We start from the raw sequence: 23,768 nt of genomic DNA on the forward strand, positions 1-23,768 counted from the left end.
CGTATCGAGATCGACGAGCCCTCGCGGCGGGCGGTCTCGATACGCCCCTCGCCCAGGGGCTCGGGCCACTCGACCAGCGAAGGGCTCGGGCTGCTCGACCTCCTCGACGGACACTCCGTGTCACCGGGCGTCTAGGCTCGCCGCGTGGATGACGCGCGACGGGGCTTCCTGCTGGGCGTCACGGCGTACGCCCTGTGGGGAGCCTTCCCGCTCTTCTGGCCCCTGCTCGAGCCGAGCGGCGCCGTCGAGATCCTGGCCCACCGGATCGTGTGGTCGGTGGTCGTCATGGGCCTGCTCGTCGTCGTGCTGGGACGCGGGCCGGCGCTGCGCGCACTGGTCCGCGACCGGCGGACCGTGCTCCTGCTGGTCGTCGCCGCGATCACGATCACCTCGAACTGGGGCACCTACATCTACGGCGTCAACAACGGCCGCGTCGTGGAGACCTCGCTCGGGTACTTCATCAACCCGCTCGTCACGGTGCTGATGGGCGTGCTGGTCCTCGGCGAGCGGCTGCGCCCGCTCCAGTGGTGGGCCCTCGCTGTCGGCTTCGTGGCCGTCGCCGTGCTGACCCTCGACTACGGCCGGCCGCCGGTGGTCGCCCTGGTGCTGGCCTTCTCCTTCGGGACCTACGGTCTGGCGAAGAAGGCCGCCGGCGCCGGCGCGATCGAGAGCCTCGCCTTCGAGACGGCCGTCATCGCGCCGTTCGCACTCGTCTACCTGACCTGGCTCGGCGCGGCCGGCCGCGGCCACTTCACCGGTGAGGGTGCGGGCCACGTGGCCCTGCTGCTCGCGAGCGGCGTCGTGACCGCCGTACCGCTGCTGTGCTTCGGCGCCGCCGCGACGCGGGTCTCGATGACGACGCTGGGCCTGCTGCAGTACCTCGCGCCGGTGATCCAGTTCGTCCTCGGCATCACCCTGCTCGACGAGCGCATGCCGCCCGGACGGTGGGCGGGCTTCGGGCTGGTCTGGCTGGCGCTGACGATCTTCACGGTCGAGGCCCTGCGCCACCACCGGCGGGTCCTCGCCGAAGCAGCCGAGGCCTGCGCGGTGTAGCCGGCCAGCGCGGCGCGACATGCACGAGCGAAGCGAGCGCCATCAGGCACCTGGGCCCCGCGCGGCAGCGACGGGGTGCACGTCGCTGCCGCGCGAGGCGATCGGGGGCGGAGTCAGGCGCTCCGCTCGAGGCGGCCGAAGCCGCTGCGATGGAAGACGAGCGGGTGGCCCGCGTCGTCCTCGGCGCCGTGCTCGACGGCGTGGACCAGGAGCAGCACGATGACGTGGTCACCGGCCTCGACCTCGCGGTAGAGCGAGCAGTCGAACCGGACCAGGCCCTCGTCGAGGGTGACCGCGCCGTCGGCGGCGACAGTCAGGTCGATGCCCGCGAAGCGCTCGCCGACAGGCCCGGAGAGCTGGCGGCAGACGGCACCGTGGTGGTCGGCGAGGACGGTGACGCCGTAGCGCCCGGCGCGGCGCAGGTCGGGCCAGGTCTTCGACGTGCGGGCGACCGAGACCGAGACGAGCGGCGGGTCGAGGCTGACCGAGGTGAACGAGCTGGCGGCCAGCCCCACGGGTACGCCGTCCACCTCCGCCGCGAGGGCGACCACTCCCGTCGGGAACGCCCCGAACGCCTGGCGCAGGGCGACCGGGTCGAGGTCCTGGTTGGTGGTCAGCGTGCTCATGGTGCTCAAAGTTAACTGGTCCAGTAGATATTGACGAGGTCGCCCCGGAACGGTTCGGCCGAGCCCGTGGAAGGCAGGGCCGTCAACCCTCCGTCCGGACTACTGACACGTGGGTCCACGCGGCGTAGCGTCCCCCGCAGACTGCCGCTCGGACGGTCCCCCGGGCGGAGGGTGGCGCCTCGGGAAGCCAGCTCGGTCTGTGTCTCGTCCCCCAACCAGAGGAACACGCATGCGCACCTCCCTTCGCCGCGTCCTCGCGGCCACCACCGCCGGCCTCGTCGCCGGCGGCCTCGCCATCACCACGAGCATCCTGCCGACCGAGGCGGCCATCACGACCGCGGTCACGCCGTCCCGGATCATCCGCTGGACGGAGCTGTCCGGCCTGCCCACGATCGCCCCCGACGGCACGTTGTACGTCGGCTACGGGCCCATCAGCGTGTGGGCTCCCGGCTCCAACGGGCGCCCGACGGTCGTCAAGGAGTTCACCGGCATGTCGGTGAGCGGGCAGCCGACGTACCTCGCCGGCAGCGGCCTCGCCTGGGCGGACAGCAGCGGCGCCAGGGCCGTCGTGATGGACCCGGCGCAGGCGGGCGGCGCGTTCGTGGCCACCCGCACGATCACCGGAGCGGCAACGAAGCTGGAGAGCCCGACGGCCGCGGCCTGGGCGTCGGACGGGTCGCTGTGGGTCGTGGACAGCAAGATCGACGGCGTCGACGGCTACGAGTTCCTGCGTTTCGCCCCCGGGGCGAACGGCAACGCCGCTCCCGTCCAGCGCATCGGCGGATCGAACAGCGGCTTCGTCTACACCGGCAGCACGACCGGATTCGACACCCCCTTCATCACGGCGCTCCCCGGCCACGGCCTGGCGGCCTCACCGGCCGGCGTACGACCGTCGATCTCGATCTTCACCGGCTCCCAGAGCGGGAACGTGAAGCCCGCCCGGACCATCCGGGTCGCCACCCCGACGCCGTCCTTCCTCGCCGAGGGCATCGCCGCCGACAGCAGCGGCCGCATCTACATCGGCGCGGGCGACCTGCACGGCGACCGCTACGGGTTCCTCCAGGTCTACAGCTCGGCCGGCACCAAGCTCCTCGAGCTCTCGGGGGTCCGCCAGGACCTCCGCATCCCGCTGGCGCCGAGCGTGACGCCCGCAGGCACGCTGTCCGTCGTCAACGCGACGATCATCGAGCTCGGGAGCACGCAGTACACCGACGCGCAGGTCGAGGTCTACAAGCCGCTGTTCGCGAAGGCGAGCGCGGTCCGCTCGCTGAAGGTCACGAGGACCGCCACCACGCAGACGGTCAGCTGGCTGGCCCCGACCAACAAGGGCGGGACGACGCCGTCGTACCGGGTCGTGGTGAGGAAGGGGACGACGACGGTGCTCACGCGCACGGTCACTGCCACCCGGCTCGCGATCGCCCGCCGGGCGCTGCCGAAGGGAACGCTGAAGGTCACCGTCGCCCCTGTCAACGCCGGTGGCGTCGGCCCCGCGGTGAGCAAGCTCTTCACGAACTGACGAGGGCGCGGCCGCTCCGCCGGGCCCCGCGGGGGTCAGGCGGAGCGGACCGCCACCACGTCGGCGAAGGCCTCGAGCGCGGTGCGCACCGAGCCCTCGGGCAGCACCTCGAGGAGCTTCTTGGCCTCCTGGGCCCGCGCGACGACGTAGTCCTGCGCCTGGCCCATGGCCGGGTGCTTGCGGAGCAGGTCGAGCGCCTCGGCGTGCAGGTCGGCGTCGGCAGCCAGGTCGGTTCGCTCGGGGTCGAGCAGCTCGAGCAGGCGGGCGTCGGCCGGGTCGGTCGACGCGCGCGCGATCAGCACGGGCAGCGTCGGCACGCCCTCCTTGAGGTCGGTGCCGGGCGTCTTGCCCGACTCCTCGCTCTCCGAGGCCACGTCGAGGATGTCGTCGGACAGCTGGAAGGCGGTGCCGACCAGCTCGCCGTACGCCGTGAGCGCCGCGACCACCTCGGGCGCGGCGCCGGAGAACAGCGCGCCGTAGTGGGCCGAGGTGGCGATGAGGGAGCCGGTCTTGCCGGCGACGACCTCGAGGTAGTGCGCGAGCGCGTCCTCGTCGGGGCCGGGCTTCACGGTCTCGAGGATCTGGCCCTCGACCAGGCGGGTGAAGGTCTCCGCCTGGATCCGCACGGCCTCCGGCCCCAGCTGCGCGGTCAGCTCGGAGGACTTCGCGAACAGCCAGTCGCCGGTGAGGATCGCGACCAGGTTGTCGTAGCGGGCGTTGGCGGAGTCCTCGCCGCGGCGCAGGTCCGCCTCGTCCATGACGTCGTCGTGGTAGAGCGAGCCCACGTGGGTGATCTCCACGACGCAGGCCGCCGTGAGCACCTCGTCGGCGTCCGGGCGCGGACCGGCCTCGGCCGCGAGCAGCACCAGGAGCGGGCGGAAGCGCTTGCCGCCGGCCGCGAGCAGGTGCCGGGCCGCCTCGGTGACGTACGCCGCCCGGCTGGACGCGTGGCCGTAGAGGGCCTCCTCCACGGTCGCCATCCGGACACGCAGGCGCTCGGCAAGGGCGTCGTCGAGGATCGGGAGGGCCAGTTCGGCCGGGGATGGAGCAGCGGTCACCTGATGAAGTCTCCCGTATGGGTGACCAGATCGAGAACTGGGCCCGGAACCACGCCGAGGACGAGGGTCGCGGCGAGACAGACCACCACGGTCGCCGAGGTGAGCAGCGAGGGCGTGGTCACCGCGGCGCCGCCGTCGGCGTTGGCCTCGGTGAAGAACATCAGGCGGATGTGGCGGACGTAGAAGGTGATCGCCACGATGCTCGACGCGATCGCCACCAGCACGATCGGCCAGGCCCCGGCCGACATGGCCGACGTGAACACCGCCCACTTGCCGATGAACCCGGCGGTCAGCGGGATGCCGGCCATCGACAGCAGGAAGAACGCGAAGGCACCGGCCACCAGCGGCGAACGCTTGCCGAGCCCGGCCCAGCGGTCGTAGTGGGTGGCCTCGCCGCCTGCGTCGCGGACCAGGGTGACCAGCGCGAATGCGCCGATCATCGCGAAGCCGTAGGTCGTGAGGTAGAAGAGCACGCCCTCGAGCGAGGTGTACTGGCCCTTGGCCAGGTCGTCGGCGCTCTGGACCCCGAGCACGCCGACCAGCAGGAAGCCGGTGTGCGCGACGGAGGAGTAGGCGAGCATCCGCTTCACGTCGTTCTGCACGACGGCCAGGGCGGCGCCCAGCACCATCGACGCGATCGCGACGACCCACAACATCGGCACCCAGCTCCACCGCTCGCCGCCGAACGCGACGTACAGCAGCCGCAGGAGGGCGCCGAAGGCGGCGACCTTCGTGCCGGCCGCCATGAACGCGGTGACCGCGGTGGGCGCACCCTGGTAGACGTCGGGCGTCCAGGCCTGGAAGGGCGCGGCACCGACCTTGAAGAGCAGGCCGACCGAGAGCAGCGCGATGCCGGCGAGCAGCAGGCCGTGGTTGGCCCCACCCGCGCGGACCGCCTCGTTGATGCCGGCGAAGCTGACCGACCCGGCGTAGCCGTAGACGAGCGCGGCGCCGTAGAGGAAGAAGCCGGAGGCGAAGGCGCCGAGCAGGAAGTACTTCATCGCGGCTTCCTGGCTCAGCAGGCGACGCCGGCGGGCGAGGCCGCAGAGCAGGTAGAGCGGAAGCGAGAGCACCTCGAGCGCGACGAACATCGTCAGCAGGTCGCCGGAGGCGGGGAAGAGCAGCATGCCGCCGACGGCGAAGAGCAGCAGCGGGTAGACCTCGGTGTGCTCGAGCCCACGGGTCGAAGCGTCACGCTCGGTGTCCGTGCCGGGCAGGGCCGCGGCCTGGCCGGTGAAGGCGGAGACCCCGCCCTCCAGCCGGGTCTCGGCGAACAGGGCGACACCGCCGATCGCGAAGACCAGCAGCAGGCCCCAGAGGTAGACGGTCGGGCCGTCGACGACGACGCTGCCCATCGCCCCGACCAGGCCCTTGCCGGTGCTGCCGGCGGCGCCGGCGTGGTCGTCGAGGTCGATGCCGACGATGACCGTGCTGACCAGCGCGCCGACGAGCGAGCCCAGGGCCACGACGACCTGCGGGAGGCGGCGCGCGCCGCGCGGCACGAAGGCCTCGAGGAGGATCCCGAGGCAGGCGCCGCCGAGGACGACCAGGATCGGGAGGAGCTCGGCGTACTCGAGCTCGGGCTTGGTGAACTCCATCAGTGCCCCTCCTCCACGTCGTGCTCGACCTGTGCCGGGTCGACTGTCGGCGGATCGTCGTCGACCCCGACCTGCCCATGGAGCAGGTCACCCACCGTCGGGTTGCTGACGTCGGTCAACGGAGCGGGGTAGAAGCCGAAGAACACCAGCGCCGCGACCAGCGGTGCGACGGCCGCGATCTCGCGCAGGCCGAGGTCCTTGGTGCCCTCGACCTCCGGCGGCGTCGGGCCGGTCATGGTGCGCTGGTACATCCACAGCACGTAGATCGCGGCCAGCACCACGGCGGTGATGGCGATCGCGCCGACGTACCAGGCGTAGCCGAAGGCGGCCAGCAGCACGAGGAACTCGCTGACGAACGGCGAGAGGCCCGGCAGGCCCAGCGTGGCCAGGCCGGCCACGAGGAACAGGCCGGCCAGGACCGGCGTGACCTTCTCGATGCCGCCCATCTCGCTGATCAGCGAGGTGCCGCGGCGCTCGTGGAGGTAGCCCGCCACCAGGAAGAGCGCAGCGGTGCCGAGACCGTGGTTGACCATGTAGAGGATCGAGCCGGTGCCGCCCTGGGTGCTCATCGTGAAGATGCCCAGCGTGATCAGGCCGAAGTGGCTGAGCGAGGTCAGACCGATCAGGCGGAAGATGTCGTCCTGGCCGATGGCGATCAGGGCGCCGTAGACGATCGAGATCAGGGCGAGCGTGATCACCAGCGGCGTCGCCCACTGCGAGGCCTCGGGGAAGATGCCGAGGCAGAAGCGCAGCATCCCGAAGGTGCCGATCTTGTCGAGGATGCAGACCAGCAGCACGCCGGTGCCCGGGGTCGCCTTCTCCGTGGTGTCGGCCAGCCAGGTGTGGACCGGGAACAGCGGCGCCTTGATCGCGAACGCGATGAAGAAGCCGAGGAACAGCCAGCGGCCGGGCTCCGTGCCGATGTCCAGCTTCTCGAGGTCGGAGAGCAGGTACGACGGGCTGCCCTGCTGGGACGACACGACGTACAGGCCGATCACCGACGCCAGCAGGATGAGTCCGCCGGCCAGCTGGAACATCAGGAACTTCAGCGCCGCCTGACCACGGCCCTCACGGCCGAAGCTGCCGACGAGGAAGTACGCCGGGATCAGCGTGGCCTCGAACACGACGTAGAACAGGAAGACGTCGGTCGCGCAGAACACCGCGAGCGAGAGGCCCTCGAGCGCCAGCGCCCACGCCACGAAGGCACGGGCCCCGCCACCCTCGGGGTCGTCGGCCTTGAACCACTCCGCGCCGAGCACCAGCGGGACGAGGAGCACGGTCAGCAGCACCATCAGCAGGCCGAGGCCGTCGAGGCCGAGGGCGTAGTGCACCCCGAACGCCTCGATCCACTCGCGCGTCTCGGTGAACTGGCGACCACCGTCGACGTCGTAGCGCGCGGCGGCGACGACGCCGACGACCAGCGTCGCCAGCGCGATGCCGAGGCCGAGCGTCTTGCTGAGCGAGCGGGGCGCGAAGGCCACCGCGACAGCTCCGACGATCGGCAGCCAGACGAGCAGGCTGAGCATCAGTTCACCACCACCAGGGTCAGGACGAGGAGCACGGCGCCGCCGAGGATGCCGAGCGCGTACGAGCGGACGTAGCCGTTCTGCAGGCGGCGCAGCAGCTCACCGGAGCCGGCCACGATGACCGCTCCCCCGGTGAACAGGCCGTCGACGATCGACCGGTCACCCGCCGTCGAGGCACGGACCAGCGCCTTGCCGGCGTTGACCACGACGGCGTCGTTGATCGCGTCGCCGTAGAGGTCGGCCCGGGCCGCCCGGGTCGCGAAGGACACGTCGGCCGGGGCGACGTTCGGCACCTTCTGCTTGCCGACGAGGACCCAGGCGAGCGCGACGCCGGCGGCGACGACGGCGACCGTGATCAGCGTGATCACGATGACCGGCAGCGGCGGCTCCTCGTGCTCGGCATGGCCGACGACCGGGCTGAGCCAGTCGACGATCCAGTTGCCGGCGAGCATCAGCCCGCCGAGCGCCGACAGCGCGGCCAGCACGATGAGCGGGATGGTCATCACCTTCGGGCTCTCGTGCGGGTGGACGCCCTTCTCCCACCGCTTCTGGGTGAAGAAGGTCATCAGCATCATCCGGGTCATGTAGAAGCCGGTGACGCCCGCGCCGAGCAGCGCGCAGATGCCGACGACCGGGTTCTCCACGAGCGCGGTCTCGATGATCTTGTCCTTCGACCAGAAGCCGGCGAAGGGCGGGACGCCGATGATCGCGAGGAAGCCCAGGGCGAAGGTGGCGAAGGTGATCGGCAGTGTCTTCTGCAGCGCGCCGTAGTGGCGCATGTCGACGTCGTCGTCCATCGCGTGCATCACCGAGCCGGCACCCAGGAACATGTTGGCCTTGAAGAAGCCGTGCGTGAGCAGGTGGAAGATCGCGAAGGCGTAGCCCGCGACGCCGAGGCCGGCGCCGAGCATCATGTAGCCGATCTGGCTCATCGTGGAGCCGGCCAGGCCCTTCTTGATGTCGTCCTTGGCGCAACCGATGATCGCACCCCACAGCAGGGTGACCGTGGCGACGATGACGACCGCGGTCTGCGCGGTCGGGGCCAGCTCGAAGATGAAGTTCGAGCGGGTCACGAGGTAGACGCCGGCGGTGACCATGGTGGCCGCGTGGATCAGGGCCGAGACCGGGGTCGGGCCCTCCATCGCGTCCAGGAGCCAGGCCTGGAGCGGGACCTGGGCCGACTTGCCGCAGGCACCGACCAGCAGCAGGACGCCGATCCAGTTGAGGGTGGTCTCGGTGGCGCCGCCCGCCAGCGCGCTGACGCCGCTGAAGCTCGTCGTACCGAAGGTGGCGAACATCAGGAAGATCGCCAGGCCCAGGCCCATGTCGCCGACCCGGTTGATGACGAAGGCCTTCTTGGCCGCGGCCGCCGCGGAGGGCTTGTGCTGCCAGAACCCGATCAGCAGGTACGACGCCAGGCCGACGCCCTCCCAGCCGAGGAAGAGGCCCACGTAGTTCTCCGAGAGGATCAGCATGAGCATCGCCGCGACGAAGAGGTTGAGGTAGGCGAAGAAGCGCGACCGGCGCGGGTCGTGGGCCATGTAGCCCACGGAGTAGAGGTGGATCAGCGCGCCGACACCGGTGATCAGCAGCAGGAAGAGCGCCGCCAGCGGGTCGTAGAGCAGGTCCAGGCCGACGTCGAGCCGGCCCGCCTCGATCCAGGTCCACAGGTGCTTCGCGACCTGGCGCTCGTCCTCGTCGCGCCCGAGCAGCGTGAGGAAGGAGACCAGGCTGAGCACGAACGAGCCGGTGATCGTGGCCAGGCCGACCCAGTGGCCGTAGGCCTGGGTGCGGCGGTTGCCGAGCAGCAGCAGCGCGGTGGCACCGAGCAGCGGCAGCGCGATGATCAGCCAGAGCAGGTTGAAGATCCCGTCGGCCTCCTGGGGGGCGACCACCGGGATGTGCGTCTCGCTGGAGGCGAGCGCGAGTGCAGAGAGAGCGTTCACTGGGCCGTCCTCAGAACTTCAGCAGGCTGGCGTCGTCGACCGAGGCCGAGCGCCGGGTCCGGAAGATGGTCATGATGATCGCGAGCCCGACCACGACCTCGGCCGCGGCCACCACCATCACGAAGAAGGCGGCGACCTGGCCGTCGAGGTTGCCGTGCTGGTGGGCGAAGGCGACGAACGCCAGGTTGCAGGCGTTGAGCATCAGCTCGACGCACATGAACACGACGATCGCGTTGCGCCGGGTGAGGACCCCGATCGAGCCGATCGTGAAGAGGATCGCGCTCAGGACCACGTACTCAGTCATCGGTTGCCTCCTGCGCAGCCGAGCCGATCGGGGCTGCGTTCTCCTCGCTGGAGCCGGTCGCGTCACCCCGGCCGGCCGTGGCGGGGGCCGAGACCGGGTCCACGCCGAGCTGGTCCTTGATCGCCTCGATGTCGGTCAGGCCGGCGGACTGCATCGTGCCGCGGGCCGCGAGCACGCGGGAGACCGAGGCCGGCGCCGGGCTGCCGTCGGGCAGCAGGGCCGGGGTGTCGACCGCGTTGTGGCGGGCGTAGACACCCGGTGGCGGCAGCGGACCGAGGTGGGCGCCGGTCTCGGCGTACGCCCGGACCCGGTCGGCCGCGATCATGGCCTGGGTACGACGCGGGGTGAGCCGCTCGCGGTGGGCCAGCACCATCGCGCCGACCGCCGCGGTGATCAGCAGCGCGCTGGTCGCCTCGAAGATGAAGACGTAGCGCGAGAAGAGCAGGTTGGCGAGCGCCTGGACGTTGCCGCCCTTGTTGGCCTCGTCGAGCCCGACCGCGCTGCCGAAGGTCAGCTGGGTGAGCCCGACGACCATGATCACGGCGAACGCGAGGCCGGTGCCCCAGGCCAGCGCGCGCTGGCCCTTGATCGTCTCGACGACCGAGTCGGACGCGTCGACGCCGACCAGCATCAGCACGAACAGGAAGAGCATCAAGATCGCGCCCGTGTAGACGATGATCTGCACCGCGAACAGGAACGGCGCCTCGAGCACGGCGTAGAGCACCGCGAGGCTGATCATCACCACGGCCAGCAGCAGCGCGGCGTGCACGGCCTTGCGGACGAACAGGATGCCGAGCGCCGCGAGCACCATGATCGGCGCGAGGACCCAGAAGGCGATCACTGCCCGGCCCCCTCGGTCGGCACCGCCGGAACCGGCAGCGGCTGCTGGAAGTCGCCGCGGTAGTAGTCCTCGTCGCTGCCCAGGAGCTGGGCGTGCGGCGGCTGCTCCATGCCCGGCAGCAGCGGGGCGAGCAGGTCGGACTTCTCGTAGATCAGGCTCGCGCGGCTGTCGTCGGCCAGCTCGTACTCGTTGGTCATCGTCAGCGCGCGGGTCGGGCACGCCTCGATGCACAGGCCGCAGAGGATGCAGCGCAGGTAGTTGATCTGGTAGACGCTGCCGTAGCGCTCGCCGGCGGAGTAGCGGCCGGACTCGCCGTTCTCGTCGAGACGGTCGTCGTTGGACGCCCCCTCGACGTAGATCGCGTCGGCCGGGCAGGCCCACGCGCACAGCTCGCAGCCGACGCACTTCTCGAGGCCGTCGGGCCAGCGGTTGAGCTGGTGGCGGCCGTGGAAGCGCGGCGCGGTGGGCAGCTTCTCCTTGGGGTACTGCTCCGTGACGACCTTGCGGAACATCGTCCGGAAGGTGACCCCGAACCCGGCGACCGGGTCCCAGAGCTGCTCCTTGAGAGACGGGCCCTTCTGGCCCGGCTGGTCAGCCATTGCTCACCCCTGCATCGGTCTGGACGGCTGTGTCGGAGCGGAACACCAGCGGCGCCGCGGCTCCGCGGACCGCACCGCCGGTCGGCATCGGCGGGACCGGGAAGCCTCCCGGTCGGGGTGCGTGGACGACGGGCGTCACGGCCTCGGCGGTCCTCTCGGGGATCAGGAAGGTCACGAGCAGCACCACGAGGACCACGCCGATCGCGATCATCCAGAACTGTGGGTTGCTGCTGAAGCCGTCGTCGAAGGCGCCCTCGTTGCGGGCCACCCGCATCGTGGCGACCGCGATGATCCAGACCAGCGAGATCGGGATCAGCCGCTTCCAGCCGAAGGCCATGAACTGGTCGTAGCGCAGACGCGGCAACGATCCGCGCAGCCAGATGAAGACGAAGATGAAGAACAGGACCTTGCCGAAGAACCACAGCACCGGCCAGTAGCCCTGGTTGGCGCCGGCCCAGAACTCGTCGATCCAGAAGGGCGCGTGCCAGCCGCCGAGGAAGAGCGTCGTCGCGAGCGCGGAGACGGTCGCCATGTTGATGTACTCGGCGAGGAAGAAGAGCGCGAACTTCAGGCTGGAGTACTCGGTGTGGAAGCCGCCGACCAGCTCACCCTCGGCCTCGGGGAGGTCGAAGGGCGCACGGTTGGTCTCGCCGACCATCGCGATCGCGTAGATGACGAACGACGGCAGCAGGATCAGCCCGAACCACAGGTCGTCCTGCGCGGCCACGATCTCGCTGGTGGACATGGAGCCCGCGTACATGAAGACGGCGACGAGGGCCAGGCCCATCGCGACCTCGTAGGAGATCATCTGCGCGCTCGAGCGCAGGCCACCCAGCAGGGAGTACGTCGAGCCGCTGGACCAGCCGCCGAGGACGATGCCGTAGATGCCGATCGAGGCGATCGCCATCACGAACAGCACCGCCACCGGCATGTCGGTCAGCTGCAGCGGCGTCTTCTCGCCGAACAGGCTGACCTCGGGTCCGAAGGGGATGACGCTGAAGGTCACGAAGGCGGGGACCACGCAGATGACCGGCGCGAGCACGAAGACCACCTTGTCGGCGGCCTTCGGGATCAGGTCCTCCTTGAAGGCCAGCTTCACGCCGTCGGCCAACGACTGCAGCAGGCCGAACGGGCCGTGCACGTTGGGTCCGATCCGGTGCTGCATCCGGGCCACGACCCGGCGCTCCCACCAGATGTTGAACAGCGTCAGGAGCACCAGCACCAGGAAGACCAGGAGGGTCTTGATGCCGATGATCCACCAGGGATCGTTGCCGAAGGCACCGAGCGACTCGCTCATCCGTGCACCCCTTCCGCACCACTGATCGTGACCGTGCTGCCGGGCGAGGCGAGGTCCGCCAGCACCCCGTTGCCGACCGAGTTGGCCGGCACCCAGACCACGCCGTCGACGAGGTCGTCGGCGATCTCGGCCGGCAGCGTGATCGCCCCGCGGTCACCGGTCAGCGTGACGGTGGGCCCGTGGGCGTCGTAGACCTGCCGGGTGACGAGGGCGACCGGCGTGCGAGCCGTCGCCTTGAGGTACTTGTCGCCGTCCTGGAGCGAGCCGTTGTCGAGCAGCTGCTTCCAGGTCGACAGTGCGAGGGTCCCGGGGTCCCGAGACGGTCGCTGGGCGACCTCCTCGACCGGCGGTGCACTCCGCTCCCCGTCCCAGGGGCCGAGCTGGCCCATCTCGGCGCGGGCCTCGTCCACGGTGCGGAAGCCCAGGGGACTCCCCTGACCGAGGCGGGCGAGCTCGTCGGCGATGCCGGAGAGGGCGCGCAGCTCGGGCAGCGACGCCGGCTGGTGCAGGGCGGCCTCCCACGAGCGGACCCGGCCCTCCCAGTTGACGAAGCTGCCCGACTTCTCGGAGGTGGGCGCGACGGGGAACACCACGTCGGCCGCGTCGGTGACCTCGGTGCGACGCACGTCGAAGGCCACCACGAAGGAGGCCGCAGCGACCGCGGCGCGAGTCAGTGCCGGGTCGGTCGTGTCGTCGGGGTCGACGCCCGCGACCACCAGGCCGCCGAGCTCGCGCCCGGCCAGCGCGGCGACGATCGCGTCGGCGTCGCGGCCCGCGGCCTCGGGGAGCGCGGCCACGCCCCACGCGGCGGCGACGTCGACCCGGGCGCCGGCGTCGGCGACCGGGCGACCGCCGGGCAGCAGGGTCGGCAGGCAGCCGGCCTCGATCGCGCCCCGGTCGCCCGCACGGCGCGGGACCCAGGCGAGCCGGGCGCCGCTGCTCGCGGCCACCTCGGCGGCGGCGGTGAGCGCTCCCGGGACCGTCGCCAGGCGCTCGCCGACGAGCAGCACGCTGCCCGCGTCGAGCTCACCGGCCAGCGCACGGAGTGCGGCCGGCTCGTCACCTGGGGCGGTCGGGACCACGCGCGCGGAGAGCTTGCCGAGCCCCCGGGTGCTGTACGGCGCCAGGCCGATCACCTCGGTGCCACCGGCCAGGACCGACTTGCGCAGGCGCAGGAAGATCGCCGCGGCCTCGTCCTCGGTCTCGAGCCCGACGAGGACGACCTTCGCGGCCGACTCGAGGTCGTCGTAGGTCACCGCGCCGCCGGCGGGACCGGTCAGCACGACGTGCGCGGCCAGGAACCCGGTCTCCTCCGCGGAGAGCGGACGCGCGCGGAAGTCGATGTCGTTGGTGCCGAGCGCGACGCGGGCGAACTTGGCGTAGGCGTAGGCGTCCTCGACGCTCAGCCGGCCACCGGTGAGCACGCCGACACCGCCGGCGGCCGTCGCGGCGGCGAGGCCGCGCGCGGCCACGACGAACGCCTCGGGCCACGACGCGGGACGGAGGCTGCCATCGGTGTCACGGACCTGCGGGTACCCGAGCCGGTCGTCGGCCTGCGTGTAGGCGAAGGCGAACCGGTCCTTGTCGCTGATCCACTCCTCGTTGACCGCCGGGTCGTTGCCGGCCTGGCGGCGCAGCACCTTGCCGCGGCGGTGGTCGACGCGGATGGCCGAGCCGCACGCGTCGTGCTCGGCGATGCCGGGCGAGGAGACCAGGTCGAACGGTCGCGAGCGGAAGCGGTACTGCTCCGAGGTGAGCGCGCCGACCGGGCAGATCTGGATGACGTTGCCGGAGAAGTACGACAGGAAGGGCGCGTCCTCGGCGATGCCGATCTGCTGCTGGGCACCGCGCTCGACGAGCGCGATGAACGGGTCACCGGCGATCTCCTCGGCGAAGCGCGTGCAGCGCTGGCACACGATGCAGCGCTCGCGGTCGAGGAGCACCGTCGGCGACAGGTTGATCGGCTTGGGGAAGGTGCGCTTCACGCCGCGGTTGCGGTCGTCGGAGAAGCGCGACTCCCCGCGCCCGTTGGACATCGCCTGGTTCTGCAGGGGGCACTCGCCGCCCTTGTCGCAGACCGGGCAGTCGAGCGGGTGGTTGATCAGCAGCAGCTCCATCACGCCCTGCTGCGCCTTGTCGGCGACCGGGCTGGTGACCTGGGTGCTGACGACCATGCCCTCCGCGACCGGCAGCGTGCACGAGGCCTGCGGCTTCGGGAAGCCGCGCCCGTTGCCCGCGTCCGGTACGTCGACCAGGCACTGCCGGCAGGCACCGACCGGTGCGAGCAGCGGGTGGTCGCAGAACCGCGGCACCTGCACGCCGATCTGCTCGGCGGCACGGATGACCAGGGTGTCCTTGGGGACGCTGACCTGGACGCCGTCGATCGTGAGCGTGACCAGGTCGGTCTTCTCGACGGTCTTCTCGCTCATGCGGTCACCTCCTGCCCGGCCCAGGCCGTGGACTTCGCGGGGTCGAACGGGCAGCCGCCGTGCTCGAGGTGGGCGAGGTACTCGTCGCGGAAGTGCTGGATCGAGCTGGAGACCGGGCTCGTCGCGCCGTCACCGAGGGCGCAGAAGGAGCGGCCCAGGATGTTGTCGCACTGGTCGAGCAGCTGGTCGAGGTCGGCCTCGGTGCCCTCGCCGTTCTCGAGCCGGGTGAGGGCCTGCACCAGCCACCACGTGCCCTCGCGGCACGGGGTGCACTTGCCGCAGGACTCGTGCTTGTAGAACTCGGTCCAGCGCAGCACCGCGCGCACGACGCAGACGGTCTCGTCGAACAGCTGCAGGGCGCGGGTGCCGAGCATCGAGCCGACGCCGCCGACGCCCTCGAAGTCGAGCGGTACGTCGAGGTGCTCGGCCGTGAGCAACGGGGTGCTGGAGCCGCCGGGCGTCCAGAACTTCAGCTGGTGGCCCTCGCGGATGCCGCCCGCGAGGTCGAGCAGCTCGCGCAGCGTGATGCCGAGGGGCGCTTCGTACTGCCCCGGCTTCTGCACGTGGCCCGACAGCGAGAAGATGCCGTGCCCCTTGGACTTCTCGGTGCCCATCGAGGCGAACCACGCAGCGCCGTTCTGGACGATGGCGGGGACCGAGGCGATCGACTCGACGTTGTTGATCACCGTCGGGCTGGCGTAGAGACCGGCGACGGCCGGGAACGGCGGGCGCAGGCGCGGCTGGCCGCGACGGCCCTCGAGGCCCTCGAGCAGGGCCGTCTCCTCGCCGCAGATGTAGGCGCCGGCGCCGGCGTGGACGACGACGTCGAGGTCGTAGCCGGAGCCGTGGATGTCCTTGCCGAGGTGGCCGGCGGCATAGGCCTCGGCGACCGCGGCCTGGACCCGGCGGATGACCTGGACGACCTCGCCGCGGATGTAGATGAACGCCTTGTTGGCACGGATGGCGTAGGAGCTGATGATCACGCCCTCGACGAGGACGTGCGGGTTGCCCATCATCAGCGGGATGTCCTTGCAGGTGCCCGGCTCCGACTCGTCGGCGTTGACGACGAGGTACTTGGGCTTGGGGTTGTCCTGCGGGATGAAGGACCACTTCATGCCGGTCGGGAAGCCGGCGCCGCCGCGGCCGCGCAGGCCACTGTCCTTGACGGCGGTGATCACGTCGTCGGGGCTCATCGCGAAGGCGGTGTCGAGGGCGGCGTACCCGCCCCGGGCGGCGTACGTCGCCAGCTTCCAGCCCTGCTCGGCGTCCCACGTGTCCGTGAGGACCGGGGTCAGCGTGTCAGCCATCGGTGCCCTCCGCCTTCTGAGCTGCCTCGACGGCGGGCGTCGCCGCCGGGTCGGGAGCCGTCCAGCCGCGCTCGCGCGCGATCCTCAGGCCGGCGAGGCTGGCCTCGCCCGCCGTCGGCCCCTCGTCGACGCGCCCGTCGGGGAAGCCGGCGAGCACCCGCTCGGCCTCGCGCCAGGTGCACAGCTTGGGCCCGCGGGTGGAGCTGACGTCGTGGCCGGCGCGCAGCGCCTCGACCACCTGGACCGCCGACTCGGGGGTCTGGTTGTCCATGAACTCCCAGTTGACCATCACGACCGGGGCGTAGTCGCAGGCGGCGTTGCACTCGATGTGCTCGAGGCTGACCGTCCGGGAGTCGCCCTGGCGCTGGGCCGCGACCTCGTCGTTGCCGATGTCGAGGTGCTGCTTGAGGCGGCTGAAGATCTCGTCGCCACCCATCACCGCGCAGAGCGTGTTGGTGCAGACGCCGACGTGGTAGTCGCCGACGCCGTGCTTCTTGTACATCGTGTAGAAGGTCGCGACGCCGTTGACCTCGGCCGGGCTGATGTCGAGGATCGCGGCGCAGGCCTCGACCCCCTCCGGGGTGATCCGGCCCTGCACCGACTGCACGAGGTGCAGCATCGGCAGCAGGCCGGAGCGGGCCTCGGGGTAGCGGGCAGCGATCTCGCGGAGCTCGCCGAGCGTCTTGTCGTCCAGTGGCGCAGCGCTCATCGGTCGACGCCTCCCATCACGGGGTCGATGCTCGCGATGGCGACGATGACGTCGGCGATCTGGCCGCCTTCGCTCATGACGCCCATCGCCTGGAGGTTGTTGAACGACGGGTCGCGGAAGTGCGCCCGGAAGGGACGGGTGCCGCCGTCGGAGACGACGTGCGCGCCCAGCTCCCCGCGCGGCGACTCGACCGGCACGTAGGCCTGTCCGGCCGGTACGCGGAAGCCCTCGGTCACCAGCTTGAAGTGGTGGATGAGGGCCTCCATCGACTCGCCCATGATGTGACGGATGTGGTCGAGGCTGTTGCCCATGCCGTCGCTGCCGATGGACAGCTGGCTGGGCCAGGCGACCTTCTTGTCGGCGACCATGACCGGGGCGCCTTCGAGCTTCGCCAGCCGGTCGGCGGCCTGCTCGATGATCCGCAGCGACTCCCACATCTCGTTGAGGCGCACGCGGAACCGGCCGTAGGAGTCGGCGGTGTCCCACGTCTGCACGTCGAAGTCATAGGTCTCGTAGCCGCAGTAGGGCTGCGCCTTGCGCAGGTCGAAGCCGTAGCCGGTGCTGCGCAGGACCGGGCCGGTGAGGCCGAGCGCCATGCAGCCCTCGAGGTCGAGGTGGCCGACGTTCTCCAGGCGGGCCTTGAAGATCGGGTTCGCGTTGCAGAGCGCGGCGTACTCCGGGAGGCGCTTCTTCATCAGCGCGACGAAGTCGCGGATCTGGTCGAGCGCGCCCGGAGGCATGTCCTGCGCGACGCCGCCGGGGCGGATGAACGCATGGTTCATCCGCAGGCCGGTGATCAGCTCGAACAGGTCGAGCACGAGCTCGCGCTCACGGAAGCCGATCGTCATCACGGTCAGCGCGCCGATCTCCATGCCGCCGGTCGCGATGCAGACCAGGTGGGAGGAGATCCGGTTGAGCTCCATGAGCAGGACCCGCATGACCTGGGCCTTCTCGGGGATGTCGTCCTCGATGTCGAGCAGCCGCTCGACGCCCAGGACGTAGGTCATCTCGTTGTAGAACGGCGAGAGGTAGTCCATCCGGGTGCAGAACGTGACGCCCTGCGTCCAGGTGCGGTACTCCATGTTCTTCTCGATGCCGGTGTGGAGGTAGCCGATGCCGCAGCGGGCCTCGGTGACCGTCTCACCCTCGATCTCGAGGATCAGCCGGAGCACGCCGTGCGTGGACGGGTGCTGCGGCCCCATGTTGACCACGACCCGCTCGGCCGCGTCGCCCTCGCCGAGGCCGGACGCGATGTCGCCCCAGTCCTGGCCGGAGACCGTGAAGACCTTGCCGTCAGAGGTGTCCGCCGGGTCGGCGTAGAAGTCGGTGCTCATGCCGGGGTCCCCGATCGATGGAGCGTCGCCGAGCGAAGCGGGGGAGTGAAGAATCGAGTGGGGTGATTCATCAGTTGTAAGACCTCCGCTGGTCCGGCGGCGGGACGGTGGCGCCCTTGTACTCGACGGGGATGCCACCCAGGGGGTAGTCCTTGCGCTGCGGGTGACCCGGCCAGTCGTCGGGCATGAGGATCCGGGTCAGCGCCGGGTGCCCGTCGAACTGGAGGCCGAACATGTCCCAGGTCTCGCGCTCGTGCCAGTCGGCCGCGGGATAGATCGGCACCATCGACGGGATGTGCGGGTCGCTGTCGGGAGCGCTGGTCTCCACGCGGATGCGCCGGTTCCAGGTGAACGACGCCAGGTGGTAGACCGCGTGCAGCTCGCGCCCGGCGTCACCCGGGTAGTGCACGCCGTTGACACCCGAGAGGAACTCGAAGCGCAGCGCCGGGTCGTCGCGGATCAGCCTCATCGCCGCGACCAGGTGGTCGCGGTGCACGTGGAAGGTGATCTCGCCACGGTGGATCACGACCTGCTCGACGAGCGGGTCGAGCTTGTCGGCGACGGTGTCGAACCAGCCTCCGTACGGGCGCTGCGCGGCACCGGGGAGGACCACCGGGGCGACCAGTCCGCCGTACCCGCTGGTGTCGCCGGAGCCCTTGACGCCGAACATGCCCTGGCGCTCGCCCACGGCGCGCACCTCGACGCCGGGCTCACCGAGCGCCTCGGGGGCGTTCTCGGGCGACTGCTCGGTCGCCGGCTGCTCGACGGCCTTCGCGGGGCCGGCGGGCTTGTCGTCGCTCATCGGAGAAGTCCTCGCTGGTCACCGGTGGGCAGCGCGATCAGCGCCTCGGCCTCGAGCTCGCGGATCTGCGCCTCGCGGTTCTTGCCGAAGGGGGTGTCGTGCTGGACCTTGTCGTGGAGCTTGAGGATCGCGTCGATCAGCATCTCCGGCCGCGGCGGGCAGCCCGGGAGGTACATGTCGACGGGGACGACGTGGTCGACGCCCTGGACGATCGCGTAGTTGTTGAACATGCCGCCGCTGCTGGCGCACACGCCCATCGCGAGCACCCACTTGGGCTCGGCCATCTGGTCGTAGATCTGGCGCAGGACCGGCGCCATCTTCTGGCTCACCCGGCCCGCCACGATCATCAGGTCGGCCTGGCGCGGGCTGGCCCGGAAGACCTCCATGCCGAAGCGCGCGAGGTCGTACTTCGGGCCGCCGCTCGTCATCATCTCGATGGCGCAGCAGGCCAGGCCGAAGGTCGCGGGCCAGAAGCTGGCCTTGCGCATGTAGCCGGCCAGTCCCTCGACCGTGCTGAGCAGGACTCCCTCGGGGAGCTTCTCCTCGATACCCATGGGTTCTCGTTCCTTCTCAGTCCCAGTCGAGGCCGCCGCGGCGCCACACGTAGGCGTAGGCGACGAACACAGTGGCGATGAAGAGCACCATCTCGACCAGCCCGAACCACGCCATGTTGTCCAGCTGCATGGCCCACGGGTAGAGGAAGATGATCTCGATGTCGAAGACGATGAAGAGCATCGCGGTGATGTAGTACTTCACCGGGAAGCGGCCGCTGAGGGCCTGGGGCGTCGGCTCGATGCCGCACTCGTAGGAGTCCATCTTCGCGCGGTTGTAGCGGCGCGGGCCCACCATCGTGCTCATCGCGACCGAGCCGACCGCGAACAACGCGGCGAGAGCGGCGAGCACCAGGACCGGTGTGTAGAGCTCCATTGAGCCTCCCTCTCGTGATCTTGTGAACAGAATCACTAGTGGCGTGGCACACATCCTGCCACTCCCTTCGCGGGCGCGCACAGGGGGGTCGGATCCACCGCAAAGGGGGTCTGACCTGCGGATTTAGCGCATGAGAGGGTTGCGAAAATCAGGAGGGCGCCGAGGGCGTCCCGGGCCGGGGCCCGATGCGGTCGAGCCAGGGGTCGGGGAAGAGCTGGCGCGGGATCATCAGCCACTTGCCGCCGACGAGGTCGCGGACGGCGAGCAGGTCGGGTCCGGGGCGGGGGCGGCGGAGGCGGAGCCAGGGGAGATCGACGTCGCCGGTGGCGGTGTGCAGCACCAGGCGGGAGTCGTCGACCTCGGCGCTGACCTCGGTCCCGACCGGGTACGACGTCGCGAACTCGCGCGCGGCCGCACGACCGCCGCGGAACCACGACCAGCCCGAGGCGAGCAGGCCGATGACGAGCAGCAGGACGAAGCCGAGCGGGGCCCACCCGCGCAGGGTGCCGATGAGGCTGCCGAGCACGACCATGATCAGCAGCACGGGCAGGCCGACGAGACGCCAGGACAGGCGGGTGCCGGCGCGGGTCAGCTGCTCGAGCTCGGACGCGGTCGGGGTCCAGGTGACGCGGTCGCCGGACATGCGGGGCTCAGGCGGTGGCGCGGTGCAGGGTGACGATGCCGCCCGAGAGGTTGCGCCACTCGGCGCCGGTCCAGCCCGCGTCGCCGATCATCGCGGCGAGGCCGGCCTGGTCGGGCCAGGCGCGGATGGACTCGGCGAGGTAGACGTAGGCGTCGGGCGCGGAGGAGACCGCGCGGGCCACGGGCGGGAGCGCCTTCATGAGGTACTCGATGTAGACCGTGCGCCACGGCTTCCACGTCGGGTGGCTGAACTCGCAGACCACCAGGCGCCCACCCGGCTTGGTGACGCGGCGCATCTCGGCGAGACCCGCCAGCGGGTCCACGATGTTGCGCAGGCCGAAGGAGATGGTGACCGCATCGAAGGTGTCGTCGCGGAACGGCAGCTTCGTGCCGTCGCCGGCCGTGAACGGCAGGTGCGGGAGCTGCTGCTTGCCGACCTGCAGCATGCCGACGGAGAAGTCGCACGGGATGACGGTCGCGCCCGCGTCGCGGAAGGGCTGGCTCGACGTACCGGTGCCGGCAGCGAGGTCGAGCACCCGGTCGCCGTACGACGGGTCGACGGCCGCGAGCACCTCCTTGCGCCAGCGCCGGTCCTGGCCGAACGAGAGGATGTCGTTGGTCAGGTCGTAGCGCTTCGCGACGGCGTCGAACATGCGTCGGACGTCGGCGGGCTGCTTGTCGAGCTCTGCGCGGGGCACCGCCGCAGCCTAGTCGCCGGGCGTCGGCGCGCAGCCGGGGGTCACCGTGGTCGCGCCGACCGCCGTTTCTGGACGGAGGGGCGCGCGGAGTCGAACTCGTACGCAACCAAGTGGGCGGTCGTGGCGTCTACAAGGGCATGAACACCAAGGCACGCCTCGCTCGCCGGCTCACGCTCGTCACCGTGCTCGCGGCGCTCTGCTCCGTCCTCGCGTACGGCGTCGGCTACGCCGTGCGCGGGCAGGCCCTGCCGTGGGAGGGCTCGTCGAAGACCTCCGCGGCGCCGCACGACCAGCGCGGCGGCGTCCGCGACGGCAAGGGGGCGGACCCGACGCCGTCGGGCACGCCCGCGGACGAACCGGCGACCGACCCGTCAGGTACGCCGGACGACGAGCCCTCCTCGTCGCAGGGCATCCCCGACCCGACGCCCTCCGACGAGCCGGACCCGACCCAGGAGCCTGGCCCCCCGCCGGCCGGCCCGGCACTGCTCTCCCCCGGCGACAAGGGTCCCGAGGTCCGCGACCTGCAGGCCCGGCTCAAGCAGATCGACTGGTTCAGCGGCGACGTGACCGACAACTACGGCGACGTCACGGCCGAGGCGGTGCGTGGGTTCCAGGCCAAGCGCGGCTTCGAGGCGACCGGCGTGGTCGACCAGCGCACCCTGGACCGGCTGCACGAGATGACCCGCGAGCCGAGCAAGGCCGAGCTGACCAACCAGCCGCCTCCGGGTGACGGTGGGAACGTGCCCGGTCCGCTCGACCCGCGCTGCACCACCGGTCGCGTGCTGTGCATCGACAAGTCCAGCCGCACCCTGCGCTGGGTGGTCGACGGCGACGTCCGCAAGACGGTGGACGTGCGCTTCGGCTCCGCCGAGCTGCCGACCCGTGAGGGCGTGTTCTCGATCGAGCGCAAGAGCCGCGACCACGTGTCGTCGATCTACCACACGCCGATGCCGTTCGCGATGTTCTTCAGCCGCGGCCAGGCGGTGCACTACTCGCCCGACTTCGCGGCACGCGGCTACAACGGGGCGTCCCACGGGTGCGTCAACGTCCGCGACCACGAGGCCGTCGCGTGGCTCTTCGACCAGGTCGTCGTCGGCGACAAGGTCGTCATCTACTGGAGCTGAGTCGCCCCGTAGGACGTCCCGCGCGGCTCAGTCGTCCGAGGCGGTCTTCTCGAGGACCAGGTCGAGGTACTGCACGGCCTCCTCGGGCTTGAGCCCACTGCTGTAGAGGTCGTAGGTGAGGCCGTCGCGCTCGGCGCGGCACTCGACCTGGTAGTTGGAGCCGTCGGGCTCCGCGCCGGTCGGGGCGCCGGTCGTGGGGTCGAGCGGCTCGGACCAGATGAGCGAGCAGCGGCGCCCGTCGAGCTCCTTGAGCTCGTAGTGGGTGCCGGACTGCTCGATCGGGAACGGGCCGCTGGGGATCACCAGGCCGGCGTCACCGGGGACGACGGTCACGGCGAACTGCGCCGGACGGGCCTGCGACTGGGCGGCGCCGGCGAGTGCCTTGGCGTCGATGTAGGAGCGGGCGACCGCGCCGTCGTACATGGCGGCGAGGTTGCTGGAGGCCTCGGACTCGCTCTTCAGGGCGCCGTCGGCGACCGTCTTGAGCTCCTCGGCGGACGAGGTGCCGCCGGTGTCCTCGGTGGTCAGCGCGGCGAGCGCGACGAAGCGGTCGTCGAGGCGGTCCGGCAGTGCGGGCAGGTCCGTGGCCGAGGCCTTGTCCGGCTCGTCGACGACCTTGGGCAGGCCGACGCCGAACCCGACGGCACCGGCGAGGAGGACGGCACCGGTGGCGACACCGGCGAAGGTCGAGCGTGCGATCGGCATTCGGCCATGATGCCCGGTCAACCTGAGAGCCCGCGGACCGGGGCTGCTGGACGAGACGTGGCGTCAGAGGTCGGAGCCGTCGGGCAAGCGCACGTAGTCGAGGCCGCGCGCCCCGAGCAGCCGCCCGAACTGCCCGTCGACGATCCCGAGGCCCTCACCGGAGTAGACCCGGTCGTGGATGGCGACATTGCGCGGGGCCCCGACGGCGCGCGCGAAGTCGATGCCCTCGGAGGCGCGCATCCAGGGCGCGCACACCGGTGCGAGCAGGACGTCGACCGGCCGGCCCGGCACGGTCAGCGCGTCGCCCGGGTGGAAGACGGTCTGCTCGCCGAGGGAGAGCAGGTAGCCGCTGTTGTGGAAGCGCGGCAGGTCCGGGTGGATCACGGCGTGCAGCTCGCCGATCGCGCGCACCCCGATGTCCCCGATCGCCCAGGCCTCGTCGGGTCCGACCACGGTGACCCGCTCGGCGACGTCGGGCGCCGCGTCACGGATCTGCGCGGCCACCGCGGCGATCGTGAAGATCGGCGCGTCGGTGGCGCGCAGGTGCTCGACGTCGAAGTGGTCGGGGTGCTCGTGGGTGATCAGCACGGCGTCGACGCCGTCGACGCACTCGCGCTGGCTCCACATGCCGGGGTCGAGGACCAGGGTGGTCCCGTCGTGCTCGATCCGTACGGCGGCGTGGCCGAACTTGGTCAGGCGCATGCGACCACCGTATCCGGGCGTCGTA

General features: G+C 71.0%; 23 protein-coding genes. 3 read left to right on the plus strand and 20 right to left on the minus strand.

Translation table 11 applies throughout. The features are described from left to right. The first annotated feature begins 144 nt into the window (after window positions 1-144). Window positions 145-1,053, plus strand: coding sequence for an EamA family transporter RarD (gene rarD / locus ASE20_RS11460; RefSeq protein ID WP_056894674.1), 909 nt, complete (start codon window positions 145-147; stop codon window positions 1,051-1,053). 113 nt (window positions 1,054-1,166) lie between these two features. Here the strand turns inward: rarD and ASE20_RS11465 are convergent, their stop codons facing one another. Beyond that, window positions 1,167-1,679, minus strand: coding sequence for a flavin reductase family protein (locus ASE20_RS11465; protein WP_056894675.1), 513 nt, complete (start codon window positions 1,677-1,679; stop codon window positions 1,167-1,169). A 229-nt stretch (window positions 1,680-1,908) separates the two neighbouring features. Between ASE20_RS11465 and ASE20_RS11470 the strand changes: the two genes are divergently transcribed. Beyond that, the gene (locus ASE20_RS11470) at window positions 1,909-3,195 is read left to right on the plus strand and encodes a hypothetical protein (protein WP_056894676.1); all 1,287 of its coding nucleotides are present in this window, start codon (window positions 1,909-1,911) and stop codon (window positions 3,193-3,195) included. A 35-nt stretch (window positions 3,196-3,230) separates the two neighbouring features. Here the strand turns inward: ASE20_RS11470 and ASE20_RS11475 are convergent, their stop codons facing one another. From ASE20_RS11475 to ASE20_RS11555, 17 genes are all read right to left on the minus strand, one after another. Then, window positions 3,231-4,253, minus strand: a complete 1,023-nt coding sequence (locus ASE20_RS11475) for a polyprenyl synthetase family protein (RefSeq protein ID WP_056894677.1) — start codon at window positions 4,251-4,253, stop codon at window positions 3,231-3,233. Continuing rightward, complete coding sequence (nuoN, locus tag ASE20_RS11480) at window positions 4,250-5,851, minus strand: NADH-quinone oxidoreductase subunit NuoN (RefSeq protein WP_056894678.1); 1,602 nt, start codon at window positions 5,849-5,851, stop codon at window positions 4,250-4,252. Before nuoN ends, ASE20_RS11475 begins: the two co-directional genes overlap by 4 nt. Beyond that, a complete protein-coding gene (locus ASE20_RS11485; protein WP_056894679.1) occupies window positions 5,851-7,377 on the minus strand; it encodes an NADH-quinone oxidoreductase subunit M in 1,527 nt (508 codons plus the stop codon). Before ASE20_RS11485 ends, nuoN begins: the two co-directional genes overlap by 1 nt. Then, window positions 7,377-9,272, minus strand: a complete 1,896-nt coding sequence (nuoL, locus tag ASE20_RS11490; RefSeq protein ID WP_056895162.1) for an NADH-quinone oxidoreductase subunit L — start codon at window positions 9,270-9,272, stop codon at window positions 7,377-7,379. Before nuoL ends, ASE20_RS11485 begins: the two co-directional genes overlap by 1 nt. A gap of 61 nt (window positions 9,273-9,333) precedes the next feature. After that, entirely contained in the window at window positions 9,334-9,627 is a 294-nt protein-coding gene (nuoK, locus tag ASE20_RS11495) for an NADH-quinone oxidoreductase subunit NuoK (protein WP_028657193.1), read from the minus strand. After that, window positions 9,620-10,468 (minus strand): NADH-quinone oxidoreductase subunit J, encoded by an 849-nt coding sequence (locus ASE20_RS11500; RefSeq protein ID WP_082612333.1) that lies wholly within the window; start codon window positions 10,466-10,468, stop codon window positions 9,620-9,622. Before ASE20_RS11500 ends, nuoK begins: the two co-directional genes overlap by 8 nt. Beyond that, window positions 10,465-11,067 (minus strand): NADH-quinone oxidoreductase subunit NuoI, encoded by a 603-nt coding sequence (gene nuoI, locus ASE20_RS11505; protein ID WP_056894680.1) that lies wholly within the window; start codon window positions 11,065-11,067, stop codon window positions 10,465-10,467. The genes ASE20_RS11500 and nuoI overlap by 4 nt, the downstream gene beginning before the upstream one ends. Further along, a complete protein-coding gene (gene nuoH, locus ASE20_RS11510; protein WP_056894681.1) occupies window positions 11,060-12,364 on the minus strand; it encodes an NADH-quinone oxidoreductase subunit NuoH in 1,305 nt (434 codons plus the stop codon). Before nuoH ends, nuoI begins: the two co-directional genes overlap by 8 nt. Then, window positions 12,361-14,793, minus strand: coding sequence for an NADH-quinone oxidoreductase subunit G (locus ASE20_RS11515; RefSeq protein WP_056894682.1), 2,433 nt, complete (start codon window positions 14,791-14,793; stop codon window positions 12,361-12,363). Before ASE20_RS11515 ends, nuoH begins: the two co-directional genes overlap by 4 nt. After that, entirely contained in the window at window positions 14,790-16,100 is a 1,311-nt protein-coding gene (gene nuoF, locus ASE20_RS11520; RefSeq protein ID WP_056894683.1) for an NADH-quinone oxidoreductase subunit NuoF, read from the minus strand. The genes ASE20_RS11515 and nuoF overlap by 4 nt, the downstream gene beginning before the upstream one ends. Beyond that, the gene (gene nuoE, locus ASE20_RS11525; protein WP_056894684.1) at window positions 16,093-16,809 is read right to left on the minus strand and encodes an NADH-quinone oxidoreductase subunit NuoE; all 717 of its coding nucleotides are present in this window, start codon (window positions 16,807-16,809) and stop codon (window positions 16,093-16,095) included. Before nuoE ends, nuoF begins: the two co-directional genes overlap by 8 nt. Beyond that, window positions 16,806-18,143: an NADH-quinone oxidoreductase subunit D gene (locus ASE20_RS11530; protein ID WP_056894685.1), complete on the minus strand. Its 1,338-nt coding sequence runs from the start codon at window positions 18,141-18,143 to the stop codon at window positions 16,806-16,808. Before ASE20_RS11530 ends, nuoE begins: the two co-directional genes overlap by 4 nt. A 70-nt stretch (window positions 18,144-18,213) precedes the next feature. Continuing rightward, entirely contained in the window at window positions 18,214-18,945 is a 732-nt protein-coding gene (locus ASE20_RS11535) for an NADH-quinone oxidoreductase subunit C (RefSeq protein ID WP_056894686.1), read from the minus strand. After that, window positions 18,942-19,499: a NuoB/complex I 20 kDa subunit family protein gene (locus ASE20_RS11540; protein WP_056894687.1), complete on the minus strand. Its 558-nt coding sequence runs from the start codon at window positions 19,497-19,499 to the stop codon at window positions 18,942-18,944. Before ASE20_RS11540 ends, ASE20_RS11535 begins: the two co-directional genes overlap by 4 nt. A gap of 16 nt (window positions 19,500-19,515) precedes the next feature. Beyond that, window positions 19,516-19,872, minus strand: coding sequence for an NADH-quinone oxidoreductase subunit A (locus ASE20_RS11545; protein WP_036550201.1), 357 nt, complete (start codon window positions 19,870-19,872; stop codon window positions 19,516-19,518). 148 nt (window positions 19,873-20,020) lie between these two features. After that, window positions 20,021-20,515, minus strand: coding sequence for a hypothetical protein (locus tag ASE20_RS11550; RefSeq protein ID WP_056894688.1), 495 nt, complete (start codon window positions 20,513-20,515; stop codon window positions 20,021-20,023). A gap of 7 nt (window positions 20,516-20,522) precedes the next feature. Beyond that, window positions 20,523-21,212: a demethylmenaquinone methyltransferase gene (locus ASE20_RS11555; protein ID WP_056894689.1), complete on the minus strand. Its 690-nt coding sequence runs from the start codon at window positions 21,210-21,212 to the stop codon at window positions 20,523-20,525. A gap of 110 nt (window positions 21,213-21,322) precedes the next feature. Here ASE20_RS11555 and ASE20_RS11560 point away from each other — a divergent pair, with 110 nt between their 5' ends. Further along, entirely contained in the window at window positions 21,323-22,336 is a 1,014-nt protein-coding gene (locus ASE20_RS11560) for a L,D-transpeptidase family protein (RefSeq protein WP_225869088.1), read from the plus strand. 27 nt (window positions 22,337-22,363) lie between these two features. On the opposite strand, the gene ASE20_RS11565 is transcribed toward ASE20_RS11560, so the two are convergent. Together ASE20_RS11565 and ASE20_RS11570 are read right to left on the minus strand one after the other, a co-directional pair. Next, window positions 22,364-23,041 carry a hypothetical protein gene (locus ASE20_RS11565; RefSeq protein WP_056894690.1) on the minus strand — a complete coding sequence of 226 codons (678 nt, stop codon included), beginning with the start codon at window positions 23,039-23,041 and terminating at the stop codon, window positions 22,364-22,366. 63 nt (window positions 23,042-23,104) lie between these two features. Next, on the minus strand, window positions 23,105-23,743 hold the full coding sequence (locus ASE20_RS11570; protein ID WP_056894691.1) for an MBL fold metallo-hydrolase: 639 nt from the start codon (window positions 23,741-23,743) through the stop codon (window positions 23,105-23,107). Between the last annotated feature and the right edge of the window lie 25 nt (window positions 23,744-23,768).

The sequence above is a fragment of the Nocardioides sp. Root240 genome, assembly GCF_001428825.1.
Taxonomy (GTDB): domain Bacteria; phylum Actinomycetota; class Actinomycetes; order Propionibacteriales; family Nocardioidaceae; genus Nocardioides.